This window comes from Pseudomonas sp. Leaf58 (genome assembly GCF_003627215.1).
In the GTDB taxonomy this organism is placed as follows: Bacteria; Pseudomonadota; Gammaproteobacteria; order Pseudomonadales; family Pseudomonadaceae; genus Aquipseudomonas.
On record NZ_CP032677.1, the window covers coordinates 614957 to 641942 of the forward strand.

21 protein-coding genes are annotated in these 26986 nt (G+C 64.2%); 5 read left to right on the forward strand and 16 right to left on the reverse strand.

Annotation, left to right across the window (positions count from 1 at the left end; translation table 11 throughout):
• Window positions 1-106 precede the first annotated feature (106 nt).
• The 4 genes from eutC to DV532_RS02865 all read right to left on the reverse strand — a co-directional run bounded on the left by eutC (window position 107) and on the right by DV532_RS02865 (window position 5564).
• Window positions 107-925, reverse strand: a complete 819-nt coding sequence (gene eutC, locus DV532_RS02850) for an ethanolamine ammonia-lyase subunit EutC (protein ID WP_056807215.1) — start codon at window positions 923-925, stop codon at window positions 107-109.
• Window positions 926-933: 8 nt separating this feature from the next.
• A complete protein-coding gene (locus DV532_RS02855; RefSeq protein WP_056807056.1) occupies window positions 934-2328 on the reverse strand; it encodes an ethanolamine ammonia-lyase subunit EutB in 1395 nt (464 codons plus the stop codon).
• Between the two features lie 46 nt (window positions 2329-2374).
• A complete protein-coding gene (eat, locus tag DV532_RS02860) occupies window positions 2375-3823 on the reverse strand; it encodes an ethanolamine permease (RefSeq protein WP_056807061.1) in 1449 nt (482 codons plus the stop codon).
• A 220-nt stretch (window positions 3824-4043) separates the two neighbouring features.
• Entirely contained in the window at window positions 4044-5564 is a 1521-nt protein-coding gene (locus DV532_RS02865; RefSeq protein ID WP_056807064.1) for an aldehyde dehydrogenase family protein, read from the reverse strand.
• 255 nt (window positions 5565-5819) lie between these two features.
• Here DV532_RS02865 and DV532_RS02870 point away from each other — a divergent pair, with 255 nt between their 5' ends.
• The 4 genes from DV532_RS02870 to DV532_RS02885 all read left to right on the forward strand — a co-directional run bounded on the left by DV532_RS02870 (window position 5820) and on the right by DV532_RS02885 (window position 10143).
• Window positions 5820-7817: a sigma-54-dependent Fis family transcriptional regulator gene (locus DV532_RS02870; RefSeq protein WP_056807066.1), complete on the forward strand. Its 1998-nt coding sequence runs from the start codon at window positions 5820-5822 to the stop codon at window positions 7815-7817.
• Between the two features lie 66 nt (window positions 7818-7883).
• Entirely contained in the window at window positions 7884-9233 is a 1350-nt protein-coding gene (gene mpl, locus DV532_RS02875) for a UDP-N-acetylmuramate:L-alanyl-gamma-D-glutamyl-meso-diaminopimelate ligase (protein WP_056807069.1), read from the forward strand.
• Window positions 9230-9859, forward strand: a complete 630-nt coding sequence (gene ubiX, locus DV532_RS02880) for a flavin prenyltransferase UbiX (protein ID WP_056807072.1) — start codon at window positions 9230-9232, stop codon at window positions 9857-9859. Before mpl ends, ubiX begins: the two co-directional genes overlap by 4 nt.
• Complete coding sequence (locus DV532_RS02885) at window positions 9856-10143, forward strand: YceK/YidQ family lipoprotein (RefSeq protein WP_056807075.1); 288 nt, start codon at window positions 9856-9858, stop codon at window positions 10141-10143. The genes ubiX and DV532_RS02885 overlap by 4 nt, the downstream gene beginning before the upstream one ends.
• A gap of 90 nt (window positions 10144-10233) precedes the next feature.
• Here DV532_RS02885 and DV532_RS02890 read toward each other — a convergent pair whose 3' ends face one another.
• The 7 genes from DV532_RS02890 to DV532_RS02920 form a co-directional block, all read right to left on the reverse strand.
• Window positions 10234-10878: an oxidoreductase gene (locus DV532_RS02890; RefSeq protein WP_056807077.1), complete on the reverse strand. Its 645-nt coding sequence runs from the start codon at window positions 10876-10878 to the stop codon at window positions 10234-10236.
• 27 nt (window positions 10879-10905) lie between these two features.
• Window positions 10906-12639: a C13 family peptidase gene (locus DV532_RS02895; RefSeq protein WP_056807079.1), complete on the reverse strand. Its 1734-nt coding sequence runs from the start codon at window positions 12637-12639 to the stop codon at window positions 10906-10908.
• 262 nt (window positions 12640-12901) lie between these two features.
• Window positions 12902-13966, reverse strand: a complete 1065-nt coding sequence (locus DV532_RS02900) for a 2,3-butanediol dehydrogenase (RefSeq protein ID WP_236707564.1) — start codon at window positions 13964-13966, stop codon at window positions 12902-12904.
• Between the two features lie 56 nt (window positions 13967-14022).
• The gene (locus DV532_RS02905; protein WP_056807085.1) at window positions 14023-15129 is read right to left on the reverse strand and encodes an acetoin dehydrogenase dihydrolipoyllysine-residue acetyltransferase subunit; all 1107 of its coding nucleotides are present in this window, start codon (window positions 15127-15129) and stop codon (window positions 14023-14025) included.
• A complete protein-coding gene (locus tag DV532_RS02910) occupies window positions 15126-16148 on the reverse strand; it encodes an alpha-ketoacid dehydrogenase subunit beta (protein WP_056807087.1) in 1023 nt (340 codons plus the stop codon). Before DV532_RS02910 ends, DV532_RS02905 begins: the two co-directional genes overlap by 4 nt.
• Before the next feature lie 33 nt (window positions 16149-16181).
• On the reverse strand, window positions 16182-17159 hold the full coding sequence (locus tag DV532_RS02915; RefSeq protein WP_056807090.1) for a thiamine pyrophosphate-dependent dehydrogenase E1 component subunit alpha: 978 nt from the start codon (window positions 17157-17159) through the stop codon (window positions 16182-16184).
• Window positions 17160-17182: 23 nt separating this feature from the next.
• The gene (locus DV532_RS02920) at window positions 17183-18238 is read right to left on the reverse strand and encodes an ATP-NAD kinase family protein (protein WP_056807092.1); all 1056 of its coding nucleotides are present in this window, start codon (window positions 18236-18238) and stop codon (window positions 17183-17185) included.
• 283 nt (window positions 18239-18521) lie between these two features.
• On the opposite strand from DV532_RS02920, the gene DV532_RS02925 reads away from it, so the two are divergent.
• Entirely contained in the window at window positions 18522-20375 is a 1854-nt protein-coding gene (locus DV532_RS02925; protein ID WP_056807095.1) for a sigma-54-dependent Fis family transcriptional regulator, read from the forward strand.
• A 72-nt stretch (window positions 20376-20447) separates the two neighbouring features.
• On the opposite strand, the gene accC is transcribed toward DV532_RS02925, so the two are convergent.
• The 5 genes from accC to DV532_RS02950 all read right to left on the reverse strand — a co-directional run bounded on the left by accC (window position 20448) and on the right by DV532_RS02950 (window position 26982).
• A complete protein-coding gene (accC, locus tag DV532_RS02930; protein ID WP_056807097.1) occupies window positions 20448-21803 on the reverse strand; it encodes an acetyl-CoA carboxylase biotin carboxylase subunit in 1356 nt (451 codons plus the stop codon).
• Between the two features lie 17 nt (window positions 21804-21820).
• The gene (accB, locus tag DV532_RS02935; RefSeq protein WP_056807100.1) at window positions 21821-22282 is read right to left on the reverse strand and encodes an acetyl-CoA carboxylase biotin carboxyl carrier protein; all 462 of its coding nucleotides are present in this window, start codon (window positions 22280-22282) and stop codon (window positions 21821-21823) included.
• 99 nt (window positions 22283-22381) lie between these two features.
• Window positions 22382-22837, reverse strand: coding sequence for a type II 3-dehydroquinate dehydratase (gene aroQ, locus DV532_RS02940; protein WP_003255330.1), 456 nt, complete (start codon window positions 22835-22837; stop codon window positions 22382-22384).
• A 179-nt stretch (window positions 22838-23016) separates the two neighbouring features.
• Window positions 23017-24789, reverse strand: a complete 1773-nt coding sequence (locus DV532_RS02945; RefSeq protein WP_056807102.1) for a protein-disulfide reductase DsbD — start codon at window positions 24787-24789, stop codon at window positions 23017-23019.
• Between the two features lie 231 nt (window positions 24790-25020).
• Window positions 25021-26982 carry a methyl-accepting chemotaxis protein gene (locus DV532_RS02950; RefSeq protein ID WP_056807107.1) on the reverse strand — a complete coding sequence of 654 codons (1962 nt, stop codon included), beginning with the start codon at window positions 26980-26982 and terminating at the stop codon, window positions 25021-25023.
• Between the last annotated feature and the right edge of the window lie 4 nt (window positions 26983-26986).

The following is a 26986-nucleotide window of genomic DNA, read 5'->3' on the forward strand; positions in this document are numbered from 1 at the left end:
GCGGCCCTCAGAGTCCATTAGGGGAAACAGCGGATTGCCAGCAGCTTTCAAAGGCATGCTGCCCAATGCGCGGGGCAAGTGCAATCCGCCTTCCGTGACAGGTTTTTTACTGTTTGCCGAGCAGGAAGTTACCTTTTTGGCTGGCGCTGTGTTCATTCTCCAGGCTATGCACCTCGGCTTCGTCCTTCAAATTCACCCCGGAGAGCTGGCGGCGGCAGGCTTCACGCATCAGGTACAGCAGCCGGTGCGCCGCCATGCCATAGCTGAGCCCCTCCAGGCGGATGTTGGAAATGCAGTTGCGGTAGGCATCGGTCAGGCCGACCTTGGGTGCGTAGGTGAAATACAGGCCCAGGCTGTCAGGCGAACTGAGCCCCGGGCGCTCACCGATCAGCATCACCGTCATGCGGGCACCGAGCAGTTCGCCGACCTCGTCGGCCACCGCCACGCGGCCCTGCTGCACCAGCACCACCGGGGCGCTGGTCCAGCCATCGGCGGCAGCCTGCTCCTCGAAACGGGCCAGAAACGGCAGCGTGTGGCGGTGTACAGCCAGGGCCGAGAGGCCGTCGGCGACCACAATGGCCAAGTCGACGCCGCCGGGGTTGGCCTGGGCGTGCTGGCGCAGCGTGGCAACCGAATCTTCGCTCAAGCGCCGACCCAGGTCCGGGCGTTGCAGGTATTGGTTACGGTCGCTGGCAGCGCTGTGCAGCACCAGGCTTTCGCGTCCGCGGTCACTCAGCTGGGTAACCAGCCCGGCATGGTCGAAAGCCAGGTGCACGGCATCACGGGCCTGGGCATGGGCGAACTGGAAGTCCAGTTGCGCCGCGGTGGGCAGGCTGGTGCCGGCGCGGCCCAAGGCGATGCGCGCCGGGGTCAGGTTGCGCAGGGCCAGCCAGGGGTTGTCGGGGGTAGGCGTGCGGTGGTCCATGGTCATCCCTATGCAAGCTGTGCCAAGGCCTGGCGGAAGGCCGGCGGCAAGTTGTCACCAAAGCGCACCCGGCCATCGGCCTGGGTGAATATACCGGTGCGGGCCAGCCATGCCTCGAACTCCGGCCCGGGCTTCAGGCCCAGAGTCTGGCGCGCATACAACGCGTCGTGGAACGAGGTGGTCTGGTAGTTGAGCATGATGTCGTCGGAGCCGGGAATGCCCATGATGAAGTTGATCCCGGCCACACCCAGCAGGGTCAGCAGGGTGTCCATGTCGTCTTGGTCGGCTTCGGCGTGGTTGGTGTAGCAGATGTCGCAGCCCATCGGCACGCCCAGCAGCTTGCCGCAGAAGTGGTCTTCAAGGCCGGCACGAATGATCTGCTTGCCGTTGTACAGGTACTCGGGGCCGATGAAACCCACCACGGTATTGACCAGAAACGGCTTGAAGTGGCGGGCCACGGCATAAGCGCGGGTTTCGCAGGTTTGCTGGTCGACGCCATGGTGAGCGTTGGCCGATAGCGCGCTCCCCTGGCCGGTTTCGAAGTACATCAGGTTTTGCCCGAGGGTGCCGCGTTTCAGCGACAGGCCTGCTTCGTAGCCTTCCTGCAGCACGTTCAGGTTGATGCCGAACCCAGCGTTGGCCGCCTCCGTGCCGGCGATGGACTGGAACACCAGGTCCAGCGGTACACCCCGGTTGATCGCCTCGATCGAAGTGGTCACATGGGTCAGCACGCAGGCCTGGGTGGGGATGTCGTAGCGCTGGATGATGGCGTCGAGCATTTCCAGCATCGCGCAGATTGAAGCGATGCTGTCGGTAGCAGGGTTGATGCCGATCATGGCGTCGCCGTTGCCGTACAGCAGGCCGTCAAGAATGCTGGCGGCGATGCCGGCCGGTTCGTCGGTCGGGTGGTTGGGCTGAAGCCGGGTCGACAGGCGCCCGCGTAGGCCCATGGTGCCGCGAAAGCGGGTGACCACGCGAATCTTTTGCGCCACCAGTACCAGGTCCTGCACGCGCATGACCTTCGACACCGCCGCGGCCATTTCCGGCGTCAGCCCGGGCGCCAGGGCGCGCAGGCTGTCCTCGTTGGCCTCTTCGCTCAGCAGCCAGTCGCGCAAGCCGCCCACGGTCAGGTGGCTGACCGGGGCGAAAGCCTGGGCATCGTGGGTGTCGATGATCAGGCGGGTGACTTCGTCAGCTTCATAAGGGATGAGCGCTTCATTGAGGAAGTGCGTCAGCGGGATATTGGCCAAGGCCATTTGTGCAGCGACCCGTTCGCCGTCGTTGCTGGCCGCGACGCCTGCCAGAAAGTCCCCCGAGCGTGCGGGGCTGGCCTTGGCCATCACTTCCTTGAGGCTGTCGAAGCGGTAAACCAGGTGGCCTACCGTGTGTACGAAACTTGCCATACAGACTCTCCAGAGCCGCGGGCTGGCCCGCGGCGGGTGGCGGCGATCAGTGCAGGGCCTCTTCGGCTTTCTGAATCGCGGCGAATTCCTCTTCCGGTGTGCCCGCAACCAAGTGGTGGCGGCTGTAGAAAGCAAAGTAGGCAATCAATACCGCATAGATCACTGCAGCGCCAATTACCACACGCGGGTCGACCAGGAAACCGGCAACCACCGCGATGCACGCCAGTACCAGGGCCACGCCCGAGGTGAAGACACCACCAGGGGTGCGGTACGGGCGCTCCATCTTCGGCCGGCGAATGCGCAGCGTGATGTGCGCCGCCATCATCAGTACATAGGACAGCGTAGCGCCAAACACCGCAACCAGGATCAGCAGGTCACCCTGGCCGGTCAGCGACAAGGCAAAACCGATGATGCCTGGAATGATCAGGGCCAGAACTGGGGCTTTGCTCTTGTTGGTTTCCGACAGTTTGCGTGGCAGGTAGCCGGCGCGGGACAGGGCGAAGATCTGCCGGGAATAGGCGTAGATGATCGAGAAGAAGCTGGCGATCAGCCCGGCCAAGCCGACCAGATTGACGAAACCGCCCATCCAGGTAGAACCGCCGTAGGCCTTGGACAATGCTTCGACCAGTGGGTTACCGGAGGCTTTCAGCGCTTCGGAGCCTGCGCCGCCAGGGCCCACTACCAAAATCAGCAGGGCGAAGGCCAGCAGCACCAGCATGGCGCCGATCAGGCCGCGTGGCAGGTCACGCTTGGGGTTTTTGGTTTCTTCGGCGGCCAGCGGCACGCCCTCGACGGCAAGGAAAAACCAAATAGCGTAGGGGATGGCTGCCCACACCCCGACATAGCCGAACGGCAGGAAGCTGCTGGCGCCCACGGCGTCAGTCTTGGCGATGTCGAACAGGTTGGCTGCATCAAAATGGGGCACCATGCCCACCAGGAACACCGCCAGGGCGATGGCGGCGATGGCGGTAATGATAAACATCAGTTTCAACGCTTCACCCACGCCAAAGATGTGGATGCCGATGAACACGATGTAAAACGCCAGGTAGATCATCCAGCCGCCGATGCCAAACAGCGATTGGCAGTAGGCGCCGATGAACACCGCGATGGCGGCGGGGGCGATGGCGTATTCGATGAGGATTGCCGTACCGGTCAGAAAGCCGCCCCACGGGCCGAAGGCACTGCGGGCAAAGCCATAGCCGCCGCCTGCGGTGGGGATCATCGACGACAGTTCGGCCAGCGAGAAGCACATGCACAGGTACATGGTGGCCATCAGCAGGGTGGCGAGGAACATGCCGCCCCAGCCGCCCTGGGCCAGGCCGAAGTTCCAGCCGGCGTAGTCGCCGGAGATGACATAGGCCACGCCCAGGCCCACCAGCAGCACCCAACCGGCGGCGCCTTTTTTCAGTTCACGTTGCTGGAAATAGTCTGAGCCAACTTTTTCGAAGTCGACGGAAGAGCCTGCCGGCGAGCCGGCGGAATGATCGCTTGGCATAGATTCACCTGTTGTTTTTCTTGGTGGCCGGAAGGGTTCCGGGCCGATGGTGATGGGTACTGCAGGAAGCGAGCCAGAGCGGTTGCTGCACCGCCCTGGGTTTTGTGTATGCAGGTCTGGCCTCTTCGCGGGCAAGCCCGCTCCTACAGGTATGGCACCGGTATCAGAAACAACGGTAAACCTGTGGGAGCGGGCCAGCCCGCGAAGGCCGCGACGCGGTTTAGAAGAAGCCCAACGGGTTGATGTCGTAGCTCACCAGCAGGTTCTTGGTCTGCTGATAGTGATCGAGCATCATCTTGTGCGTCTCACGGCCAACCCCCGACTTCTTGTAGCCACCGAAGGCGGCATGCGCCGGGTACAGGTGGTAGCAGTTGGTCCACACCCGCCCGGCCTTGATGCCACGGCCCATGCGGTAGGCACGGTTGATGTCGCGGGTCCACACGCCGGCACCCAGGCCAAACTCGGTGTCGTTGGCAATCGCCAGCGCTTCGGCTTCGTCCTTGAAGGTGGTGACGCTGACCACTGGGCCGAAAATTTCTTCCTGGAACACGCGCATGCGGTTGTTGCCTTTGAGCAGGGTCGGCTGGATGTAGTAACCGGTGGCCAGCGAACCTTCCAGTTTCTCCACCTTGCCGCCGGTCAACAGCTCGGCACCTTCTTTCTGGGCGATGTCGAGGTACGACAGAATCTTCTCGAACTGCTGCTGCGAGGCTTGCGCGCCGACCATGGTGTCGGTGTCCAGCGGGTCGCCGCGCTTGATCTGCAGCACCTTCTTCATCACCACTTCCATGAACTGTGGGTAGATCGACTCCTGCACCAGTGCTCGCGACGGGCAAGTGCACACTTCGCCCTGGTTGAAGAACGCCAGTACCATGCCTTCGGCGGCCTTTTCGATGAAGCTCGGTTCGGCCTGCATGATGTCTTCGAAGTACACGTTCGGCGACTTGCCGCCCAGTTCCACGGTGGACGGAATGATGTTCTCGGCGGCGCATTTCATGATGTGCGAGCCAACCGGGGTAGAGCCGGTGAAGGCGATTTTGGCGATGCGTTTGCTGGTGGCCAGCGCTTCACCAGCCTCGCGGCCATAGCCTTGCACCACGTTGAGCACGCCTTTTGGCAGCAGGTCACCGATCACTTCCAACAGCACGGTGATGCCCAGCGGGGTCTGCTCGGCTGGTTTGAGTACCACGCAGTTGCCGGCGGCCAAGGCCGGGGCGAGTTTCCAGGCGGCCATCAGGATCGGGAAGTTCCACGGGATGATCTGCCCGACCACGCCCAGTGGCTCGTGGATGTGGTAGGCCACGGTGCCTTCGTTGATTTCGGCGGCGCCGCCTTCCTGGGCGCGGATGCAGCCGGCGAAGTAGCGGAAGTGGTCAACTGCCAGCGGGATGTCGGCGTTCAGGGTTTCGCGGATGGGCTTGCCGTTGTCCCAGGTTTCGGTAATGGCCAGCAGTTCGAGGTTCTGTTCGATACGGTCGGCAATTCTCAGCAGGACGTTGGAGCGGTCCTGCACCGAGGTGCGGCCCCAGGCGTCGGCCGCAGCGTGGGCGGCATCCAGGGCTTTGTCGATGTCTTCGGCAGTGGAACGCGGGAATTCGGCGATCGGCTGGCCGTTCACCGGGGAAGTGTTGGTGAAGTACTCACCCTTTACCGGAGGAACGAACTCACCACCGATGTAGTTGCCGTAGCGGCTCTTGAAGGAAACCTTCGCGCCCTCGGTACCGGGATGTGCGTAACGCATGGTGTGTCTCCTGGCTATTGTGCTTGTTAGGGAGTTGAAAAGCGTAGAGCAAAGGTTGGGCCAGCGTTGGCAGCTTCATGAAAATCAATGACTTAGGTTGGGTTGCCGGCCTGGGCCTATGGGCGCTGTACCAGCGCCGGTACACCCAGGGGTGACACTTTGTACCGTTTGCGACACGTCACAGGAGGGTGCATTGCAAAGCCTTCCCGGGTAGAGGATGCTGGCAGGACTCTCTATCTGCGGAGAACTACAACAATGCAGAGCAATCATTTCAGCCGCCATGCCCAGCAAGTTCATTCCGTTGCCCATGGCGGGGCCGGGGAGGGCGGCAGTGACCCGTCCATCGCCCGCTCCTGGCTGCGCTGCCTGGAGGACTACCACCTCGACCCGACGGTGATCGAGGCGCCTGTGGTGCTCGAGCATGGGCGCCTGCTGGAAAGCCGCGAGCGCCTGCGCCAGGTGCTGCAGATTGCCGACCCTGAAATGAACAGCCTGCACCAGCAGCTTTCCGGGGCTGGTCATGCGGTGCTGTTGACCGATGCCCGCGGGGTGATCCTCAACTGCGTCAGCGCCCCCACCGAGCGGCGCAGCTTCGAGCGCGCCGGGCTGTGGCTGGGCGCCGACTGGAGTGAGGCGCGCGAGGGCACCAACGGCATTGGCACCTGCCTGGTCGAGCGCCAGGCGCTGACCATCCACCAGAACGAGCACTTCCGTGGCCGCCACACCGGCCTGACCTGCTCGGCCAGCCCGGTGTTCGACCCGCATGGCGAACTGTTGGCGGTGCTGGATGTGTCTTCGGCACGGCCCGACGTTTCCCGGCAAAGCCAGTTCCACACCATGGCCCTGGTCAACCTGTCGGCGAAGATGATCGAGAGCTGCTATTTCCTGCGCCATTTCGAGCAGCAATGGCTGCTGCGCTTTCACCTGCAGGCCGAGTCGGTCGGCCTGTTCAGCGAAGGCCTGCTGGCCTTCGACGGTGACGGGCGCATTTGCGCCGCCAACCAGAGCGCGTTGAACCTGCTGGGTACCGTGCGCGGTGGTGTGCTGGGCAAACCACTAGAGCGCTTTTTTGCCTGCAGCCACGACGAACTGTTCAGCCGCGCCACGCCCAGTGGCAGCACGGCTTGGCCGCTGCATACCCTGGACGGGCGCCAGGTGTTCGCCAGCCTGCGTGGCCAGGCCCGCGCCCCGGTGTGGTCGGTACCCGCCGCCCAGCCGCGGCCTGCGCGCGAGGTGGAGCCGCTTATCTGCCTGCTCGACCCGGCCCTGCAAAACGACTTCCGCCGCAGTGTGCGGGTGTTCGAGCGTGATGTGCCGTTGTTGCTGCGCGGCCAAACCGGCTGCGGCAAGGAGGCCTTTGCCCAGGCCGTGCACCAGGCCAGCGAGCGGCGCGGTAAGCCGTTCGTCGCCATCAATTGTGCGTCGATCCCGGAGAGCCTGATCGAGAGTGAGCTGTTCGGCTACCGCGGCGGCAGCTTCACCGGTGCGCGCAAGGAGGGCATGCGCGGCAAGCTGCTGCAGGCCGACGGCGGCACCTTGCTGCTGGACGAGATCGGCGACATGCCCCTGGCGCTGCAAACCCGCTTGCTACGGGTGCTGGAGGAGCGTCAGGTGGTGCCCATCGGTGGCGAGCCGCAGGCGGTTGATGTGCGCATCGTCAGCGCTACCCACCGCGACCTGCTGGAGCGGGTGGAGCAGGGCAGTTTCCGCGAGGACCTGTATTACCGCCTGAACGGCCTGGAGGTGGCGTTGCCAGCGGTGCGCGAGCGCAGTGACAAGGCCCAGCTGCTAGATTTTCTGCTGCGCCAGGAGGCGCAGGGTCAACTAATCGACATCGAGCCCCGGGCGCGGCAGGCGCTGCTCGACTTTGCCTGGCCGGGGAACGTGCGGCAGATGCGCAATGTGCTGCGCACGCTGGTGGCGCTTTGCGAAGATGCCCGGGTCGTGTTCCAGGATCTGCCTGCCATAGTTCGCGAGGGCGTCGCCCTCGATCGCCGGCAAGCCAGCGCCCACCTCGACCGCGCCGACCTCAAACCCTCTGCCATCGCTGTGGAAGCTGGCGGCCCACAGCTGGTAGTACAAAGCTTGCCGGCGATAGGGCCCGCCGCGTTGAAAGATGCCGAGCACCATGCGCTGCTGGCGATCCTGGAGGCAAAACACTGGCACCTGACCCGTGTGGCCGAGCACTTGGGCATCAGCCGCAATACCTTGTATCGAAAACTGCGTAAACACGGCATTAGCCGGGTCGACTGAGCGAAACAGCGGGTGCGAATTGTCGCGCCCTGGGCTACCCTGCCTCGATGTTTTGCGAGGTCGACCATGCATATTCACATTCTCGGTATTTGCGGCACTTTCATGGGCTCGCTGGCGGTGCTGGCCAAAGAACTTGGCCACCGCGTCACCGGCTCAGACGCCAACGTCTATCCCCCCATGAGCACCCAGCTCGAAGCCCAGGGCATCGAGCTGACCCAAGGCTATGACCCGGCCCAGCTGGAGCCGGCGCCAGACCTGGTGGTTATCGGCAACGCCATGTCGCGCGGCAACCCTGCGGTGGAGTACGTGCTGAACAAGGGCCTGCCCTATGTTTCCGGCCCGCAGTGGTTGGCCGACCATGTGCTGCAAGGCCGTTGGGTATTGGCCGTTGCCGGTACTCACGGCAAGACCACCACCAGCAGCATGCTGGCCTGGGTACTGGAGCATGCCGGCATGAGCCCGGGCTTCCTGATTGGCGGTGTACCGCAGAACTTCTCGGTTTCGGCGCGCCTCGGTAATACGCCGTTCTTCGTAGTGGAAGCCGACGAATACGACAGTGCTTTCTTCGACAAGCGCTCAAAGTTTGTTCACTACCACCCGCGCACGGCAATCCTCAACAACCTTGAGTTCGACCATGCGGACATCTTCCCCGACCTGGCTTCGATCGAGCGGCAGTTCCACCACTTGGTGCGCACTATCCCTAGCGAAGGCCTGGTCATCCATCCCACCACTGAGCAAGCGCTGGAGCGGGTAATCGGCATGGGCTGCTGGACCCCCGTGCAGACCACCGGCGAAGGTGGCCAGTGGCAAGCTCGCCTGCTCAGCCCCGACGGCTCGCGCTTTGAAGTACTGTTTGAAGGCGAAGTGCAGGGCGTGGTGGACTGGGCGCTGACCGGCCAGCACAACGTCGCCAATGCCCTGGCTACCCTGGCAGCCGCCCGCCATGTCGGCGTGGTACCGGCCATGGGCATCGACGGCCTGAGTGCGTTCAAAAGCGTCAAGCGGCGCATGGAGAAGGTCGCCGAAGTGCAGGGCGTGACCATCTATGATGATTTTGCTCACCACCCGACCGCCATCGCCACCACCCTCGACGGCCTGCGCAAGCGCGTTGGCGAGGCGCCGGTGATCGCGGTGATCGAGCCGCGCTCCAATTCGATGAAGCTCGGGGCCCACCGTGATGGCCTGCCGGAAAGCGTCAACGACGCCGACCAGGTGATCTGGTATGCGCCGGCCAACCTGGGTTGGGACCTGGCCGCTACTGCCGAGCAATGCAAAGTGCCGAGCGTGGTGGCCGACAGCCTCGAGGCGATCATCGAGCGGATCAAGGGCCAAGCTCGCCCAGGCACCCACGTGGTGATCATGAGCAACGGCGGCTTCGGCGGCCTGCACGGTAAGCTGGCCGAGGCGCTGAAGTGAACGGGCCGGAACGCATCACCCTGGCCATGACGGGCGCCTCGGGCGCCCAGTATGGCCTGCGCCTGCTCGATTGCCTGGTGCGCGAGGACCGCGAGGTGCACTTCCTGATCTCCAAGGCCGCGCAGCTGGTGATGGCCACCGAGACCGACGTGCTGCTGCCAGCCAAGCCGCAGGCGATGCAGGCGTTTCTCACTGAATACACCGGAGCCGCCGACGGGCAGATCCGTGTGTACGGCAAGGAAGACTGGATGTCGCCGGTAGCCTCGGGCTCCGGTGCACCAGCGGCGATGGTGGTGGTGCCTTGTTCCACCGGCACCCTGTCGGCAATTGCCACCGGTGCCTGCAACAACCTGATCGAACGCGCTGCCGACGTTACGCTCAAGGAGCGTCGCCAGCTGATCCTGGTGCCACGCGAAGCGCCGTTTTCTACCATTCACCTGGAGAACATGCTCAAGCTGTCGCAGATGGGCGCGGTGATTCTGCCGGCGGCACCGGGTTTCTATCACCAGCCACAGACCATCGACGACCTAGTCGATTTTGTCGTGGCGCGCATTCTCAACGTGCTGAATATTCCTCAGGACATGCTACCGCGCTGGGGCGAGCATCACTTTGGGGTGGATGATTGAAGCGAGCGCTGGCCGGCTTGTTGGCGCTGGTGCTACTGAGTGGCTGCGCCACGGTACGTACACTGGATGCCAACAAACCCGGGGCGCCGGTGGTGTATGCCGGTACCCGGTTGGACCTGTATATGATCAATGGCGGCTGCTGCCCGCGGGACCGCTACGGGGCTGAAGCGCCGACGTATCCGCGCCTGGACCTGCCTGGGAGCATGTTGCTCGATACCTTGTTGCTGCCGTTGTCGTTGCTGACAGCAGCCGGTATCGGCTTCCAAGCTACCGGTGGCCTGTGAAGGCCCTCGCGCGGGTACTGCACCAGTTCTGAGGGCGGCGAAATCCTGTAGGAGCGGGTTTACCCGCGAAGAGGCCCTGACAGGTAAAGCCTATTTCTTGCCCAACCTGCGCAACTCATCCGACTCCACAATCCGCACGCCGTCTTCTTCCTCCAGCGCCAGCCGCCACAGGGCCCGGGCCAAGGTACAAGCCTCGATCCCCCGGTATTTCCCGGGTATCAACCGGGAAAGCGGCGAAACCAGCTGTTCACTCAAGCGTGGCTCGATTCGCTCGCCCAGCAGCAACGACGGCCGCACGATGGTCAGTTGCGGCCAGTCCTGAGCTTTGAGCGCCTCTTCCATCTCGCCCTTGACCCGATTGTAGAAAATCGACGATTTCGGGTCGGCGCCCAGCGCACTGACCACCAGCAGATGCCGCGCGCCCATTTCTCGGGCACGCTTGCTGAATGCCACCACCATGTCCAGGTCCACCGCACGGAAGGCCGATTCGGAGCCCGCTTGCTTCAGGGTGGTGCCTAGGCAGCAATAGGCAATATCGACTCGCCCGGCCAGCTGCGGAAGGAACATCGCCGGGTCGCCCACTGGGTTTTCCAGGTGCGGGTGCTCGGCCAGCGGCCGGCGGGTAGGCGCCAGTACGCGGGTGATGGTGGGCTCGTTGAGCAGGCGGTCCAGCAGGTGTTCACCCGTCAGACCCGTGGCACCGGCAAGCAGGACATGCTGAGGCGTCAAATACATGATGTCTCTCCCTTGTTACACACAAGCTTAGTGGTTGCCGGGCGTTTCTGCCTGCTCCCCCACGTTGGCCCGTGCGGCATTACGCAATGCTTCTTCGGCTTGTTGCCGGCGCAGGTGCTGCCAGTGTTCGAGCACGGTCGGCGGCGCCCAAAGCTGCGGCTCAGAGGCCTCGAAGCCTTCCCTTTGTTCTCTTTCGGCAACACTGGCGCGCGCCAGTTCAAACGCCTGTTTCAGGTCGTCGGTCTGGTTCAGCGCCTCGGCGAACAGGGCATCGCCAAAATAGGTGAAGTCGGCTTCTTCCGAGCAACCAAAGGAGACGCGGTCGGCCCGGGCGGCGGTCATGATCAGGGTGCGCTCATTTTTCAGCGATGCCACATAGCCCCCTGAGTAACAGGCTGAGATGACAATCACCTTGTCGCGGTCTTTCAGCGGTGCCAGGGCGCTGGCCAATTCGTCGGCGGACAGGTCGGCCAGCTGCAGGCGCGGCTGGTCGAGCACCAGTTGGTGGTCTTGGCTGCCATGGCTGGTCAGGTAGATGAACACCAGGTCTTCGGGGCCGCTGCGTTCGGCCAGGGTGCGGGCGGCGCGGGTGAGGTTTTCACGGGTGGCCATGGGGCGGGAGGCCATGTGGTCGCGGTGGTTCACCAAGGTCACCTGGCCTCGGGCGCCGAAGCGCACCTTGAGCAGGTTGCTGACGTAGTCAGCTTCGCGCAGGAACACACTCTGTTGGCCATCGCCGGCCACCACCAGGCTGTACAGCTGGATTGGCGGTGCCGAGCGAGGTACACGGGCCAGCGCCTCTTCCAGCAGCCGGCCCTGGTTGAGCAAGGCCAGGTCCAGCGGGTCGGGCAGCAGCTTGCCGTTCTTGTCGCGTACGCGCACGCCGTTGGCCCAGGTGCCGCTTTCCACCTTGCCGCTGGGCAGCATCAGCTGCCCATGGCCGTGGTAGGCATCGTTAAGGAAGCCGCCGACGTACTGGCTGCCGTCAGCCAGTTGCAGGGTGCCATGGCCCGACAGGCGCCAGTCGACGAAGGTGCCCTTGTAGTGGCTGCCATCACTGCCCAGCAGTTCGCCTTCGCCGACCAGCGAGCCGTCTTTGAATTCGCCAATCCACACATCGCCATCGGCGTTTTCGTAACGGCCGCGACCTTCCAGGCGGTTGTCCTTGAATTCGCCAATATACTGCTCGCCGTCGACGCTGTCGTAGGTGCCACTGCCTTGCAGTTGGCCATTGATGAAGCGGCCGCTGAACTGGTTGCCGCTGGCATCGCTGCGTACCCCGGCGCCGTTGGGCTTGCCCTTGGCGAACAGGCCTTGGTAGCGGCTGCCGTCGGCCAGTTCCAGCTCGCCTGCGCCTTCGTACAGGTCGTCCTTGAACTGGCCGCGGTAGGTCTGGTCGGTTTGCTTGAGGCTGCCTTCGCCGTCGCGGCGGCCGTGGTGGAAGGTGCCGGCATAGTGGCTGCCCGGGGTGGTCAGCTCACCCAGCCCTTCGAATAGCCCAGCGGCGAACTGGCCGCGGTACAGCTCGCCGTTCTGGCCATGCCACTCGCCCTGGCCATGCCACTGGCCGTCCTTGAAGCTGCCGGCGTACCAGCTGCCGTTGGGGTAGTCGATACGGCCCTCGCCCTGCAGCAGGCCATCGACCACCTGCCCTCGGTAACGGCCACCGTCAGGCAGGCGCGCGTCCGGCGGCAGCAACGATTCGCCATCGCCGCAGGCGGCGAGAAGCAGGACCAGGGTGAGGGGCAGCAGTGGACGCATGGCGAAGACCGGGCAATAGGTCTGCCGAGTATGCCGCAGAATGGGATCCTGAAACAGCGAACGCCAAAGCCTACGCATTCCTTTGTAGGAGCCCTTGAGCGTTGTGCAGTACCACGACTGCTTTCATAGAACTGCACATAACTCATTGATTTAGCGGGGCCACAAGGCATGCGCCTGCCTGCGAACCCCGTTCTATGCGCGACAGCGCAGCCCAAAGGGCTGGGTGATCTCCCACAGGAACCGCGTTGCCTTTGAGGTGCAATCAGCGCATGCCTGGCGAAACGATGATCTTCACGTTCTCCTCCTTGTTGTTCACCAACTCCTCGAAGCCCAGTTCGACAATTTGCTCCAGCCCGATCCGCCCGGTCACCAGTGGGCGAATGTCCAGCCTGCCATCCGCTATGAAGGCAATGACATCGGCGAACTCGCCGTTGTACGCCAACGCCCCTAACACCTGCTTCTCGGTGGACACCAACTCGAAGAAGTTGAATTCGCTGGGCTCTTCGAAAATGCCAACCAGTACGCACTTGCCCGCCTTGCGGATGGTGTCGATGGCCAGCTTGGCCGTGTGTTTGTTGCCGATGCATTCAAAACTCACATCCGCCCCTAACCCGCCGGTAAGTGCGCGGATCTCCGCCAGGGCGTCGCACTGGCTGGGGTCCAATACCACGCTGGCGCCAACCTCTTTGGCCTTGGCCTTGCGCGCCGAGGACATTTCCAGGGCGATCACCTGCGCCGCACCCGCCGCCTTGGCACACATGATGGTGCACAGGCCGATGGTGCCGGCGCCGACCACCACCACGCTCTGGCCCAGCAGGCTGCCGGCCTTTTTCACCGCGTGCATGCCCACCGCCAGTGGTTCGATCAGCGCCCCGGCCTCCGCCGGGAAGCCCTGAGGTAGCCGGTACAGCAGGTTGGCGGGCACATTCACCAACTCGGCGAAGGCGCCATTGTTCATCAGGCCGGTGAAGGCCAGGCGCTCGCAGATGTTGTACAGGCCGTGGGTGCAGTAGTAGCAGGTGCCGCAATGCTGGCAGGCATCCGCGGCCACCGGGTCACCGACCGCAAAACCTTCCACGCCGTCACCCAGCTTGGCGATCTGGCCGCAGAATTCGTGGCCGAGGATGCACTGGCCTTGGATGCCGGTCAGCGGGTGGGGTGCAGCCACCGGGATGAACACCGGGCCTGCAACGTATTCGTGCAAGTCGGAGCCACAGATGCCGCACCAGTCCACCTTGATCTGCACCCAGCCAGGTGCGGGGTCGGCTGGCAGCGGAACCTGTTCGACGCGAATGTCATTGCGGCCATGCCAGACGGCAGCGCGCATGTGGGTGTGGCTCAGGTCGTTCATTGTTGTTGTCTCCAGGCTCACGAAAAAAGGGTTCAGTGCTTGCGCAGGAACGCGAGCAGTTGCTGGTTGACCTGTTCAGCCGCCTCCATCTGCACCATATGCCCGGCCTCAGGCAGCACCAACACCTCAGCCTCCAGCCCTTGGGCATGGCTGGCCGGGATGATTGCGTCCTTGCCGCCCCACACCACCAGGGCCGGGTGCTGCCCCAGCACTGCGCGCAAGTTGTGGCGCTGCCGCTCACCGTCGGCGATAGCCGATGCCAACAGGCGCAACGCCTCGTCCACCCCTTCCAGACGCTTGAACTTGAGCATGTCCTCCAGCATCTGCCGGGTGACCAGGCCTGGGTCTGCAAACAGCTGCACCATCTGTGGTTTCAGCGCGTTGCGGTTAGCGGCAGCGACAAAGCCTTGCAGGTACTGGCCGTTGATCGCCTCGCCCAGGCCGGCGCTGGCCACCAGGCTCAGGCTGGCCACCCGCTGCGGCGCCAGGCGTGCGACGTTCAGGCTGACTGCACCGCCCATGGAGTGGCCCGCCAGGTGGGCCTTGGCGATGTCCAGGTGGTCGAGCAGGGCCAGCACGGTTTCGCTCAGCTCATCCAGGTCGCCGCGTTGCAGGGCCTTGGCCGATTCGCCATGCCCCGGCAGGTCGAGGGCGATCACCCGGCGCTCGGCAGCCAGCGCCGGGTGGTTGAACAGCCAGTTGTTGAGGTCGCCACCAAAGCCGTGCACCAGCACCAGCGGCGTGCCGCCTTCGCCCAGCTCGAACCAGCGCAGCAGGCGGCCACCGACTTCAGCTTTCTGCGGGGCCGGCCCCTGGGCCTGGTCTGCGCCACCTTCGGCAACGAACTCAGCCTGGAAGCGTTGCACCACCGCATCGATTTCCGCTTCCTCGGCTTCGCCTTCCACCACCACCGCCAGTAGGGCGCCGACCGGCAGGGTTTCATCCGGTTTGGCCACCTGGCGGCGCAGCACGCCACTGAACGGCGCTTCGACGCTGCTGCTGATCTTGTCGGTCTCGACGTCTAGCACCTCGTCGCCCTTGTTGATTTCGTCGCCTTCCTGCTTCAGCCAGGTGTCCACCCGGCCCTCGGTCATCGACAGGCCCCACTTGGGCATGGTCAGGGTATGGATCTGGCTCATGCGGCACTCCTTGCAGCTTCGATCACCTTACGGACGGCGGCCTCGATCTTTGCCGCATCAGGGATGTACAGGTCTTCCAGGGCATCGGAGAACGGCACCGGGGTGTGCGGCGCGGTGACCATCTCGATCGGCCCCTTGAGCGCACCAAAGGCCTTCTGCGCGACCAGTGCGCTGATGTCGGTGGCCATCGAGCAGCGCGGGTTGGCTTCGTCGATCACCACCAGGCGGCCAGTTTTTTCCACGCTTTCCAGGATGCTGTCTTCGTCCAGCGGGCTGGTGGTGCGCAGGTCCAACACTTCGCAGTCGATGCCCTGGCGGGCCAAGTTGTTGGCGGCCTCAAGCGCCACATGCACCATGCGGCCATAGGTGACCAGGGTTACGTCGTCGCCTTCACGCAGGAAGTTGGCTTCGCCAAACGGCACGGTGTACACCTCTTCCGGCACCTCGCCCTGCATGCTGTAAAGCAGCTTGTGCTCGCAGAAAATCACCGGGTCGTTGTCGCGGATCGCCTGTATCAGCAGGCCCTTGGCATCGTACGGCGAGGACGGGCACACCACCTTCAGGCCGGGGATGTGCGTCCACAGCGAGGTGAGCATCTGCGAGTGCTGGGCCGCCGCGCGCAGGCCGGCGCCGTACATGGTGCGCATCACCAGTGGGGTGACCGCCTTGCCGCCGAACATGTAGCGGAACTTGGCGGCCTGGTTGAGGATCTGGTCCAGGCAGCAGCCGGCGAAGTCGACGAACATCAACTCGCACACCGGGCGCAGGCCCTGGGTGGCGGCACCGACGGCGGCGCCGACGTAGCCGATTTCCGACAGGGGCGCGTCGAGCACGCGGCCTGGGAACTGGTGGTACAGGCCTTTGGTTACGCCCAGCACGCCACCCCAGGCGTCCTCCTCGCCGGGGGCACCGGCACCGCCGGCGACGTCTTCGCCAATGATGAACACGGTATTGTCGCGGCGCATTTCCTGGGCCAGGGCTTCGTTGATGGCCTGCTGGTAGCTGATCTTTCTTGCCATGGTGGTTCTCCTATTGTTCTTGTAATCCGCGGCTCAGGGGTAGGCGACGTAGACGTCGGTGAGCAGGTCGGCGGGCTGTGGCTTGGGGTCGGACTTGGCGCGGCGCACGGCGTCTTCGATCAGGTCTTCGACGCGGGCATCGATGGCGTCCAGTTGCTCGGCGCCGAGCAGGCCAGCGCGGGTGGTCTTGTTGCGGAACTGCATAAGGCAGTCGCGGAACTCGCGCAGGTTCTTCACTTCATCCGGGGCGCGGTAGGTTTGCGCATCGCCCTCGAAGTGGCCGTAGTAGCGGCTGAGTTTGACCTCGATCAGCGACGGCCCTTGCCCGGCGCGTGCGCGCTCGATGGCAGCGCCGGCGGCCTCGTACACGGCAAAGAAGTCGAAGCCGTCGATGGTCACGCCTGGCATGCCGAAGCCGGCAGCGCGGTCGGCGATGTGGTCGCAGGCCACCGACCAGTTCGAGGCGGTGGCCTCGGCGTAGCCGTTGTTCTCGGCCACGAAGATGCACGGTAGGTTCATGATTGACGCCATGTTCATGGCTTCGAACACCGCGCCTTCGTTGGAAGCGCCATCGCCAAAGAACGCCACCGACACGTCATCGCGGCCCTTGAGCTTGGCCGCCAGCGCTGCCCCGGCCACCAGCGGTGCGCCGGCCCCGACGATGCCGTTGGCGCCGAGCATGCCTTTTTCCAGGTCGGCGATGTGCATCGAGCCGCCCTTGCCGCCGCAAACGCCGGTTTTTTTGCCGTAGATCTCGGCCATCATGCCGTATACATCCACACCCTTGGCGATGCAGTGGCCATGGCCGCGGTGGGTCGAGGCGATGCAGTCGCTGTCGCGCAGGTGGGCCATGACCCCGGCAGCGGAGGCCTCTTCGCCGGCGTACAGGTGGACGAAACCGGGGATCTCGCCGGTGGCGAACTCGACGTGCAGGCGTTCTTCAAAGGCGCGGATGGTGCGCATCACTTCATAGGCATGCAGCAGTTGTTCGGTACTCAGTTGATTGGACATATTTGTTGTTCTCCGGGGTTGTCTCAACACGGGTTTGCAGGGTGCAGCCGGTGCCCGCGGGGCACGGCCAGCAGGTGATGGTGGGCGGCATGCGCCAGTACGGCCTCGACATCGACGCTAAGCGGGCCTTGGTGATCGAGGGTGATGGTGGGGGTGTCGTGCTCGGCGAATTCGATCTCGCGCTCGCCGTCCAGCGCCAGGGTGCCGCTGGCCAGGCTCAGGCGGTGGGCGACGCCGGGCATCAGCCTGCCGCTGGCGGTGATGCCACAGCCTTGCAGCAGGCCGGGCGCCAAGGGGGCCAGTAGCGCCTGTTCGGCAGCGGGGTTCAGGCGTACCCAAGCGCCGTGCGGGTCCTGGCGCGAAACCGGGCACCACAGGCCGCACAGGGCCGACAGGCCGATGGCATGGGGCTCGGCGAAACAGGCGAAGACTTCGCTAAGGTCTTCGCTGCGGCTGAGTGCGCGGGCGCCGATGAAGCGTTGTGGCGAAACCGCCACTTCCACCAGGGCCCATTCGGCAAGCTGTTGTTCGGGCACCGTCACTAGCAGGCGCTTGTTGCGGCGCAGGCCGATGCTGGCCGGCACCCGGCCGCTGGCGAGCAAGCCGCCGGCCAGGCCGGCACTGGTGGCTTCGCGCAGTTCGGGGAAGGCATTGTTGGTGCCGGTGGACAGGGTTAGCAGCGGCACGTCAGCGGCCTCGGCGGCGACTGCCTTGTGGGTGCCATCGCCGCCGAGTACGGCGATCATCGCCACGCCGCGTTCGACCATGCGCCGGGCGGCCAGACGGGTGTCGGCAACGGTCTGGGTCAGCGGCAGATCGAGCATCTCGATGGCCGGCCAGTGCTGGCTCAGTGCGCCGGGGCCCTGACTGGCCTTGAGCACGGCAGCAGCGATGCCGGTCATGTCGGTAGGCAGTAGGACTTGGCCGATACCGGTGGTACCGAATGCAGCAAGCAGCCGCTGGATCGCCGACGCCTTGTCGGTGCTCGAGTAGAGCCCGGCGCTGGCAGTCAAACGGCGCAGGTCGCGGCCAGAGGCAGGGTTAGCAATAATCCCGACAGTCGGGGCGGGTTGCGGCATGGCGCACCTCATATTCTTGTTTGCCAGTGCAAGAGCAAGGTGGGTGCCAGCTTTTGGCGGCTGGGCTGAAAAGGCCGTACCAGGGCGGTTCTCAGGGTTTGTCGCCGCTACCTGTGCAGGCACTGGCGAGACGCTGGGTGCCAGGCCGGGAGTGGCCTGGCCGAGACGCTGAGACGCAGCGTCTCAAGCCAGCCGGTAATCACACAGTGCTTGTCGGGGCATGCCCGGAGGCGCTTAATGGCCGCACAACGATAAGAACAGCAATGAGAACCGGAGGGCCTGAATGCTTGCCGCGAACTCCCGAGCCCATGTCGATTGCGTCAGCCGGGTGCTGAAGAATGCCGACCGCCTGCCGCAGGCGCCGGTGCCACCGCTGATTCTCGACTCATGGCGCCGCTCCATGGAGCTGTACCGTCTCGACCCCGGCTCCCATCAGGGGCCGCGCATCCTGTCGCAAAGCCTGCTCAACGAATGCCGTGAACGTGCCGAACTGTTCCTGCGCATCGCCAGCGACGCGGTGGCCCGCCTGCATGAGCGGGTGCGCGGCGCCGACTATTGCGTGCTGCTCACTGACGCCCTGGGGCGCACCATCGATTACCGGGTCGAGTCGGCCATCCGCAACGACTGCCGCAAGGCCGGCCTGTACCTGGGCACCTGCTGGTCGGAGGGCGAGGAGGGCACCTGCGGCGTGGCGGCGGTTTTGACCAGCAAGGCCCCGGTCACGGTGCACAAACGCGACCACTTCCGCGCTGCGTTCATCGGCCTTACCTGTACCGCGGCGCCGGTGTTCGACCCGCTGGGTGAGTTGCTGGGCGTGGTGGATGTGTCGGCTTTGCAGTCGCCGGACGACCGCCGTAGCCAACACTTGATCCGCCAACTGGTCGAGCAGACCGCCCGTGAGATCGAAAACGCCTTCTTCATGCACAGTGCGCAGGGCCATTGGGTGATGCGCGCCCATGGCACGCCGGGCTACGTAGAAAGCCAGCCCGATTACCTGCTGGCCTGGGATGCCGACGGCCGCCTGCAGGCGATCAACAGCCTGGCCCGCCAGCGGCTGGTGGAACAGCTGGGGCGCTTGCCCGAGCACATTGGCGAGCTGTTCGACCTGGGCCAGTTGCGCCGGGTGAACGTATCGTCGGCCCAACGCTTACCGGGGTTGGGCGGCTTGTATGGCCGGGTCAGCGCGCCCCAGCAACGCCAGCGCGCGCAGCCGTTGCGCCAGGCCCAGGACGCCCGCATCGAGCAGCACCTGCGGCTGGCCACGCGGGTCAAGGACTGCAACCTGGCGGTGTTGGTGCTCGGTGAGACCGGGGCTGGCAAAGAAGTATTCGCCCGCCAACTGCACCAGCAAAGCCTGCGTCGCGCGGGCCCATTCGTCACCCTGAACTGCGCCGCCATTCCAGAAAGCCTGATCGAAAGCGAGTTGTTCGGCTATGTGGCCGGGGCCTTCACCGGGGCTTCCAGCAAAGGTATGCAGGGGCTGTTGCAGCAGGCCGATGGCGGCACGCTGTTCCTCGACGAAATCGGCGACATGCCGCTGAACCTGCAAACGCGCTTGCTGCGCGTGCTGGCTGAAGGCGAAGTGGCGCCGCTGGGTGCGGCGCGGCGGGAGCGCGTGGATATCCAGGTGATTTGCGCTACCCACCGTGACCTGGCGGCGATGGTGGAAGAGGGGCGTTTCCGGGAGGATCTGTATTTTCGTCTGGCCAATGCCCGGTTTGAACTGCCGCCCCTGCGCGAGCGCGAGGACCGCTTGGGCTTGATTCACCAATTGCTGGCCGAAGAGGCTGAGGCCTGCGGCGTGGAGGTGGTGATAGCCGATGATGCCTTGCAGGCGCTGTTGGTTTACCGCTGGCCGGGCAACTTGCGCCAGCTGCGGCAGGTATTGCGCTATGCCTGTGCGGTGAGCGAGGGCGGGCAGGTGCAGTTGCAGGACCTGCCGCTGGAAGTGCGCGGTGAGGTGATTGCCGCGGGTGAAAGCGGTGTGTCCTGCCCAGCGCGGCAGCTGTTGCTGGATGCGCTGATCCGCCATCGCTGGAAGCCGGCTGATGCGGCGCGGGCGTTGGGCATTTCGCGGGCCACGTTGTATCGGCGGGTGCATGAGCACCGCATCGACATGCCGCGGATGAAGGGGTAGGGCCGCAGAATCCAACAGGCAATAAAAAACCCCGGCACAAGGCCGGGGTTTTCGGTGCATCACACTACGCGATCAGTCCTGGCTAGCCAGTTTGTGCTCGAGGTAGTGAATGTTGACGCCGCCTTTGCAGAAACCTTCATCACGCACCAGGTCGCGGTGCAGCGGGATGTTGGTTTTGATGCCGTCGACGACGATCTCGTCCAGGGCATTGCGCATGCGCGCCATGGCTTCGTCGCGGTCCTTGCCGTAGGTGATCAGTTTGCCGATCAGCGAGTCGTAGTTCGGCGGTACCGAGTAACCGCTGTACAGGTGCGAATCGACGCGCACGCCGTTGCCGCCTGGGGCGTGGAAGTGCTTCACCTTGCCTGGGCTCGGGATGAACTTCTTCGGGTCTTCGGCGTTGATACGGCATTCCAGCGAGTGGCCACGGATGACCACGTCTTCCTGACGGAACGACAGCTTGTTGCCAGCGGCGATGCTCAGCATCTCCTTGACGATGTCGATGCCGGTCACCATTTCCGACACCGGGTGTTCAACCTGTACGCGGGTGTTCATCTCGATGAAGTAGAAGCTGCCGTTTTCGTACAGGAACTCGAAAGTACCTGCACCGCGGTAGCCAATCTCGATGCACGCATCGACACAACGCTTGAACACTTCCTGACGGGCTTTCTCATCGATGCCCGGTGCTGGTGCTTCTTCCAGTACCTTCTGGTGACGGCGCTGCAGCGAGCAGTCACGGTCGCCCAGGTGGATGGCGTTGCCTTGGCCGTCGGACAGTACCTGCACTTCCACGTGGCGTGGGTTGGTGAGGAACTTCTCCAGGTAGACCATCGGGTTGCCGAAGGCAGCACCGGCTTCGGTACGGGTGAGCTTGGCCGAGGAAATCAGGTCCTCTTCCTTGTGCACCACGCGCATGCCGCGACCACCACCGCCACCGGCGGCCTTGATGATCACCGGGTAGCCGACATCACGAGCGATCGCCAGGGCGACCTCTTCGTCTTCCGGCAGCGGGCCATCGGAGCCCGGTACGGTCGGCACGCCCGACTTGATCATCGCGTCCTTGGCCGAAACCTTGTCGCCCATCAGGCGAATGGTGTCGGCTTTTGGGCCGATGAAGGCGAAGCCGGATTTTTCTACCTGCTCGGCGAAGTCGGCGTTTTCCGCGAGGAAGCCGTAGCCCGGGTGGATCGCGGTGGCGCCGGTTACTTCGGCAGCAGCGATGATCGCCGGGATATGCAGGTAGGAATCCTTGGACGATGCAGGGCCGATGCAGACCGACTCGTCTGCCAGGCCCAGGTGCATCAGTTCACGGTCAGCAGTGGAGTGCACGGCGACGGTCTTGATACCCAGTTCTTTGCAGGCACGCAGGATCCGCAGGGCAATTTCCCCACGGTTGGCGATCAGGACTTTTTCGAGCTTCCCAGACATCGTTGGCTCTCCGCGATTCAAACGATGGTGAACAGCGGCTGGTCGAACTCAACCGGCTGGCCGTCTTCTACCAGGATGGCGTCGATGACACCGCCGATCTCGGCTTCGATGTGGTTCATCATTTTCATGGCTTCGACGATGCACAGGGTGTCGCCTTTCTTCACGCTCTGGCCAACTTCAGCGAAGTTCGGCGAGGTCGGCGAAGGCTTGCGGTAGAAAGTACCGACCATCGGCGAGCGAACCACGGTGCCTTTCAGGGCCGGGGCGGCAGCGGCAGCTTCGGCAGCCGGGGCAGCAGCGGCAACTGGCGCAGCAACCGGGGCGGCAGCCATTGGCGCTGGGGCGTAGAACTGCTGGGCAGCTGGGGTCTTGCTGTGACGGCTAATACGGACCGACTCTTCGCCTTCCTTGATTTCCAGCTCGTCGATGCCGGACTCTTCCAGCAGCTCGATCAGTTTCTTGACTTTACGGATATCCATTAATCATCAACTCCCAAAGGTTCGGTCAGGGGGCGAAATACAAAAAACGTATCTGAAACGTTTCTCTCGAACCCTGGCCCACTGAGGCCAGGGTTTTCATCATTTGGGCTGTGCGTTGGCAGCCAGTTGTTCCAGTGCAGACTCCAGGGCCAGGCGATAACCGCTGGCGCCCAAGCCGCAGATCACCCCTACGGCAACATCGGAAAAGTAGGAGTGGTGACGGAACGGTTCGCGTTTGTGCACGTTGGACAAGTGCACTTCGATGAATGGGATGCTCACCGCAAGCAATGCGTCACGTAATGCGACGCTTGTGTGGGTGAAAGCAGCCGGATTGATCAGGATGAAGTCCACACCCTCGTTGCGTGCCGCGTGAATGCGGTCGATCAGCTCGTATTCGGCATTGCTCTGCAGGTACTGCAAATGGTGGCCTGCGGCGCGGGCACGTTGCTCCAGGTCCTGGTTGATCTGGGCCAGGGTCACGGCGCCGTAGTGGCCTGGCTCGCGGGTGCCGAGCAGGTTGAGGTTGGGGCCGTGGAGCACCAGTAGCGTTGCCATCTGCGGATTCCTTGGATTTGTAGGGCAATTCGACACAGCGCGGCGAGTGTGCCGTAAAGCGACGGCAAGTGTCCAGTTCCCGGCAATAGCCAGCACGATGTCCGAGGTTCGCGCGAAGTATGTGACCAAATAATTCATTCTGGTCACTGATTCGCGGTTTTTTAACGGCCCGCGGGAAGTTATAGCCCGACTTTGTCGCGCACGCGTGTAAGAATTTGCGCAAATTCACCGGCGTTTATCTCGCCAATGACCCGATCAGCGGTTATTTCGCTGCCGTTCGCGGCAAAGAACAACAGCGCCGGCGGGCCGAACAGCTGGAAGCGATCCAGCAGGCTGCGTTGCTCGGCATTGCTCTCGGTAATGTCGAAACGCAGCAGCTTGAACCCGGCCAGCTGCGTTTGCACGTGGGGGGCGGTTAGCACTTCGCGCTCAATTACCTTGCAGCTGATGCACCAGTCGGCGTACCAGTCCAGCAGCACCGGTTGCCCGGCGGCCTTGGCTGCGGCCAAGGCAGCGTCCAAGGCGCTGGGGGTGGTGATGGTCTGCCAGGTTTGCGCTTGCGCGGCCGGGCCGCTGCCCGCCGCCACCAGCGCTGCACTCGGCAGCGGTCGCAGCGGGTCGCCCTGGCCGCTCAGGGCGCCGTACCAGCAGGCCAAGGCATACACCAGCAATGCCAGGCCAAGCAGCTGGGCCAGGCGCTGGCGCGCGGTCTTGACGACGAACTCCAAGGCCCCGAGGAACAGTGCCACCCCAGCGGCGAGGAAACCGACCAGCAGCAAGGTCAGCGGACCCGGCAGTACACGGCTGAGCAAGCCGATGGCCAGGCCCAGCAACAGCACGCCGATGGCGTTTTTCACCGTGTTCAACCATGGGCCGCTTTTTGGCAGCCAGGCTGCGCCACCGGTGGCTACCAGTAGCAGGGGGGCGCCCATGCCCAGGCCCAGGGCGAACAACTTGAGTGCACCGCCCAAGGCATCACCGCTGGCGCTGATGTACAGCAAGGCACCGGCCAAGGGCGCTGATACACACGGCGAAACCAGCAGGCTGGAGAGCACGCCGAGTATCGCCGCGCCCAGCAGCGAGCCGCCCCGGGTATGGTTGGCGACGCTGTTCAGGCGGTTGTTCAGGGCCTGTGGCAACTTCAGTTCGAACAGGCCGAACATGGCCAGGGCGAAGACTACGAAGAACAGCGCGAAGGGCACCAGCACCCAGGCTGACTGCAGGCGCGCCTGCAGGTTCAGCCCGGCACCGAACAGGCCCATCAGGGCGCCGAGTACCGCGAAGCTGGCCGCCATCGGTAGCACGTAGGCCAGCGACAGCGCTAGCCCGCGCAGGCCGCCGACTTGGCCGCGCAGTACCACGCCAGACAGGATCGGCAGCATCGGCAGCACGCAAGGGGTGAAAGTAAGGCCGACCCCGGCGAGGAAGAACAGCAGTAGCGACTTCCAGTTCCAGGCGTATTCGGCGTTAGCCGGGGTGCTGGCGCCGCCTTCGCCATCGATGCTTAGGCGCGCGGTTTCCGGTGGGTAGCACAGGCCCTTGTCGGCGCAGCCCTGGTAGCCCACCAGCAGGGTGAAGGCGCGCGGGTCGTTGCGCGGCAATTCGATGTCGAGCACGCCGTGATACACCTCGACATCGCCGAAGAATTCATCGTGCTTGGCCTCACCCTTGGGGATGTTCGGCGTGCCCAGGGCGATGTCGCTCGGTTCGCTGCGGAACTGGAAGCGGTGGCGGTAGAGGTAGTAGCCATCGGTGGCGACGAAGCGCAACTTGATGGTTTGCGCATCGGCCTGGACCAGGCTGAGCTTGAAGGCTTCGTGCACCGGCAGGAAGTCGGCGTTGTTGGACAACGAGGAGGCGCCGAGGGTGGCGCTAGGGCGGTTGTCGAGCAGGCCCGTGGCGAAGGCAGGGCTGGCCAGCAGCAGGAACAGCAGGAAAAACAGGCGGCGCATGGCGGACTCGCGAGGTGGAACGTGCTGGGCATGATAGCGGAGTTGGTGCGGGTTGGGGCCGTACGGGTGGCGGGCGCGACACAGGCCGCTGGCTCGTGTGTGCCTGTAACGGCCTCTTCGCGGGTCAACCCGCTCCTACAGGGCGTGCGTTGTTTCCGGCTGACACCCCCCGCCAGCAACGTTGTGCCTGTAGGAGCGGGTTTACCCGCGAAGAGGCCAGCACAGGCCAACCTAGACCCTGAATGCCCGCACCGCCCGGTTCAGTTCACTACCCAAACTCAGCAACTGCTCCCCTTGCTCACGTCCCTCGCCAATGCGCTGCAAGTTATCCTCCCCCAACTCATGAATCCGCTCGCTGTGGTCGCGAATCTCACTCACCGCACCGCTCTGCTGCGCCGTGACATCGGCAATCCGTACCGCCGTATCCGAGATGGTGCGAATGGCACAGACAATCTCATCCAGCGCCCCATCCGCCGCCTGCGCCCGGCTGGCCGTGGCCTCGGCATGTTCAAGCTGCGCACGCATCCCCGCCACCGAGCTTCTTGCCGCCTGCTGCAAGCGGTCGATCAGCGCCTGAATTTCGCCGGTGGCCCCGGTGGTGCGTTGCGCCAACGAGCGCACCTCATCCGCCACCACGGCAAAACCACGGCCCATTTCACCCGCGCGGGCCGCTTCGATTGCGGCATTCAGCGCCAGCAGGTTGGTTTGTTCGGCAATCGCGCGGATCACCGTCAATACCCCGCCAATGGTGGCCGACTCTTCCGCCAGTTGTTCGATCATGCGGGCGTTGCCTTGCACTTCATCGACCAGCTCACGCAAGCCCAGCAGGCTCTGGCCAATCACCGCCTGGCCCTGTTCCACCGCACGCCCGGCATCGCGGCTGGCATCAGCGGCGGCGCTGGCGTCGCCGGCCACCTGCTGGATGGTTGCTTCCAGTTCACCCAGGGCATCGCGAATCTGCCCGGTATCGCCCGCTTGGCGCTCGGCGCCGTCGTGCAGGGCGGCGCTCATGCCGGCCAGTGCATGGCTGCTGCCTGCCACTTGCTCGGCGTTGTGGCGCAGGGTGCCAACCAGCTCCACCAGGTACTGGCGCAGGCGGTTGAGCGATGCCTGGATGTCATGCAGTTCACGGTTGGTCTTACCCAGAGCAATGGCCTCGGCGAAGTCACCCTCGGCCCAGCGCGACAGGGCCGGTGCCAGGCCGGTCAGGGTACGCGCCAGGCGCCGCTGCAGGGTGTCGATCAGCAGCGCGATGAGCAGGATCAAGCCGATCATCAGGCCTTGGATGATGCGTACCTCGGCGGCAATCTTCGCATGCTGGCCTCGCACTTCGGGCTCCAGCGCCGCAATGGCCTGTTGCACGGCCTGCAGGCGCTGGCCAGTGCTGGCAGCAAGGGCGGCACGGCGCTCGATCTGTTCACGGGTGCGCTGCAGCTCGGCCGGGTAGCGGCTTAGCAGGTTTTGCAGGTCTCGCTTGAGGCCAACGGCAATGTCTTCTTGTTGGGCGTTGGCCTGGGTTGCCAGGCCCATCAGCGCGGCAAAATCGTCGGCGCCGGATTCGGCGGCGCGGGTGACGCCCAGCAAGGGCAAGCCGTCGATGACTTGGGCCTGGGCGCGGATCAACTGCAGCTCGCGTTCCACTTCGGCAGCCAGCTCCGGGCGGCCACTGCTAACCAGCTTGTCGCGGGCCAGCGACAAGCGGCCGAGGTGCACGGTGGCGTCGAGCAGCGGCACCAGGTAGCGGTTGGCGTCGGCGCTGCCGCTGTCGCGGGCGTAGCTGGCCAGTTGTTCAAAGTTCGCCCCCAGTTCCCGCTCGGCCTGCAATAGCAGGGCTTGCGGGTCACCGGCCAGCTTGCCAGCGGCCAGCAGTTCGTCTGCGGTAAAGGCCTGCAGGTTGCCCAGGCTGGGGCGCAGCTTGTCGGCCAGGTCGCTGGGCCAATCGGCCAGCGCGGCTTGCAACTGCTGGTTGGCCGCCATGGCAGCGGCATGGCGCAGGGCATCACCACTGCCCAGGTAATCTTGGATGTTGCGTGCTGCCTGGTTCTGGAACTGCTGCGACAGACCCAAGTAGCGCTCCATCAACTGATATGGGCGCTCCAGCGCCCGTTGCGACCACCACAAGGTGGCGCCCAGGGCGATACACACGGTCACCAGCAACAGGGTGTTGAAATTGGTCAGCCACTTCAGGCGCATAGCC